The organism is Sphingomonas sp. LH128, from assembly GCF_000293195.2.
Classification (GTDB): domain Bacteria; phylum Pseudomonadota; class Alphaproteobacteria; order Sphingomonadales; family Sphingomonadaceae; genus Novosphingobium; species Novosphingobium resinovorum_A.
The window spans coordinates 1-2,822 of record NZ_ALVC01000293.1 but is presented as its reverse complement, the minus strand read 5'-3'; the positions used below and the strand labels follow the sequence as shown (position 1 = coordinate 2,822).

2 protein-coding genes are annotated in these 2,822 nt (G+C 61.6%); one reads left to right on the top strand and one right to left on the bottom strand.

Features of this window, described 5'->3' with window-relative positions; translation table 11 throughout:
• Nucleotides 1-92: 92 nt before the first annotated feature.
• On the bottom strand, nucleotides 93-1,445 hold the full coding sequence (locus tag LH128_RS21665; RefSeq protein WP_008831827.1) for an aromatic ring-hydroxylating dioxygenase subunit alpha: 1,353 nt from the start codon (nucleotides 1,443-1,445) through the stop codon (nucleotides 93-95).
• Nucleotides 1,446-1,655: 210 nt separating this feature from the next.
• On the opposite strand from LH128_RS21665, the gene LH128_RS21660 reads away from it, so the two are divergent.
• The coding region (locus tag LH128_RS21660) for a sigma 54-interacting transcriptional regulator (protein ID WP_008831826.1) at nucleotides 1,656-2,822 on the top strand (1,167 nt) is incomplete at its 3' end.

The following is a 2,822-nucleotide window of genomic DNA, read 5'->3' as shown; positions in this document are numbered from 1 at the left end:
TTACTTCATATCCACCAAAACCCACGCCTCCCTGCGGGCTTCAGCGCTTTTCACAGACGACCACCTCCACCGGGGGAGGGGCAAGCGGTCGGTCAAGCATGCTCGGCCTCCTCGTCGGTCAGCGAGTTAATGTTGTACGTGGGCACTTCGGCCCAGGTTTCCGCCATCATGTGCTCTTGCCAGCGGCGGTAGAAATAGCGCTGGTTGTGTTCGCTTACCAAGCCGGAGGCGATATCGCCGGGGAAGCCCTCGCGCTTGCCCGAGCGGCCCAGCGCCATGTTGGTGTAGACATCCATCTGCGCCGTGCGCCAGCCGCGCGACTGTTCGGTGCAGGCGGTCAGATTGTCGCCATCGTCGTTGTCGAAAAGGCCCGCCAAGCCGAAGGTCAGGCACTGGTTTTCGAGAATCTGCGCTTTCACCGCCTCGGGCATGTCGTTTTCGGCCATGGCCCAGGTCCACTGTTCGATCTGGGTGGGACCCTTTGGATGATAGACCCGGAACCAGTTGAGCCCGGGCAGCAGTTGCAGGTTGGGGAAAATGGTTATGTTGACCTGCGCACCCCACACCTGCCTGCCGCGCACTTCGCCCAGACGGTCGATCACCGTCTGGCGGTTGGCCTCTAGGTATTCGAGGATCGGCTTGGGATCAGGATAGAAGGCGTAGCCGGAAACGCCGTCGAGCGCGCTCAAGACCATGTGCCCGTTCATGCCGGCGACCGACAGCCCGCCATCGAGATCGACCCCGGAATTGCCGACGCTGAGCCCGGTGAGGTCCATCGACTGGACTGCTGCCATCGCGCCGGCATGTGCCCAGCCCAGGTGATAGCCATCGCCGCAGACGTTCTCGACTGGCAGCTTCCAGTTGGTGCCCAGCACCATCTTCTGCGTCTCGCCGAGCAGTGCCGATCCGCCCGGCATGGCATCCAGCCAGACATCGAGGAAAAACTTGGCATCGCCCAGATAGTCATCGAGGCTGGGCGAATTGGCATCCCAGCAGCCGAACACCAGGCCCTTGTACTCGGCCACTTTCGTCACCGGGATCAGGCCGAACTTGGTGCGGTCGAGTTCGCCGAAATAGGCCTCGCTTTCCAGCGGCACCCCGGCGAGCGCGCCGTCCGGGGAAAAAGACCAGCCGTGATAGTTGCAGGTGAAGGCGCGCGCATTGCCGCGATCGGCGCGGCAGATCCGGTTCCCGCGGTGGGTGCAGCTGTTAAGGAACGCCTTGATCGACCCGTCCTTCTGGCGGATCACGATCACATCGTCTTCGCCCATGAAGGTGCGGAAATAGTCGCCCGGCTTCGGAATCTGGCTGGTGTGGACCAGGAACAGCCAGCAGCGCCCGAAGATCCGCTCAAGTTCCTGCCGATAGATGTCTTCGCTCGCGTAGATCGAGCGCGATTGGCGCCCGGTGCGTGAATCAACCAGATCGGCAATGTTGTCGTTCATTTGATCCTCTCCCAACAGCATGGCTAAAGCCGCCATCGATTTTTCTTGTCGGGACAGTTATAAGCACGAATCGTGCCAATATCGTTTTCGGGCCGATTTACCGCAGTCCGGTTGGTCAATCCCACGGCGAGGCACCGTGCAGATCGACGTATATGTAAATGTCGAGGCTTAAGTCTGGGCCGGAAGTTACGAATCTGATAAGCTGACCGGATGGAGACGCTCCCAGGATACGCCGACCTTGCCAGCAAGCTGCTGTTCTCACCGGAAATGGGCCGGATCTGGCATGACGGTGAACGCTGCGTACTGCTCAGCCAAGCGGCCCTGGCCAGCTGGCGCAGCCGCCTGGTGGCCGAATTGGGGCTAGAAGCGGCCAGCCGGTTCTTCTGGGGTGTCGGTTTTGCCGAAGGCGCACGGTGCGCGATCGGCGCGAAGAAATTGCGCCCGGATGGTGATTATCTCGAAGCATTCGCGGTCGGACCGCAGGCACACGCCTTGACCGGGTTCGGCTGGACCCAGATCGAAACTCTTGAAAACGATCCCTCGCGGGGGCATTTCGAAGGCCGGTTCACGGTCCACGATTCGATGGAGGCGGCGATCCATCTCAACGCGATGGGGCACAGCACCGATCCGGTGTGCTGGATGCAGACCGGCTTTGCAAGCGGCTTTGCCACAACCTTCGCGGGACAACCGATCATCATGCGCGAAGTGGAATGTGCGGGGCGAGGCGATGCTGCCTGCGTACTTCACGCCAAACCAAAACCCGAATGGGATCAGTTGGACGACCTCGAATTGGCCGCGACGCCGCTGGTCCTGTCCGAAACGTGGCATGATGCGGGCCAAACGGTGATTGGGATATCGGCAGCGTTCCTCTCAGCCAAGACCATGATCGAACGCACCGCAGCGAGCAATGCGACGCTGCTGTTAATGGGCGAGACCGGGGTCGGCAAGGAAGTGCTGGCCAAGCTCGCTCATCGGCTGAGCACGCGCGAGGCGGAGCCGTTCATCGCGCTCAACTGCGCGGCGATCCCTGAGGGGCTGATCGAATCGGAGCTGTTCGGCGTGGCCAAGGGGGCCTATACTGGCGCGGTTGCCGCCCGGCCCGGTCGGTTCGAGCTGGCCAATGGCGGCACGCTGTTCCTGGACGAGATATCGACACTGTCGCCACTTGCACAATCGAAGATTCTGCGCGCTGTCCAGGAAGGTGAGTTCGAGCGGGTCGGCGATACGCGGACGATCAAGGTGGATGTCCGATTGATCGCAGCATCGAATGTGGAACTTAACGAGGCGGTGCGGGAAGGCACGTTTCGTGCCGACTTGTTCTACCGGATATCGACTTTACCGGTCCGGGTGCCGCCGCTGCGCCAGCGCCGCGAGGAC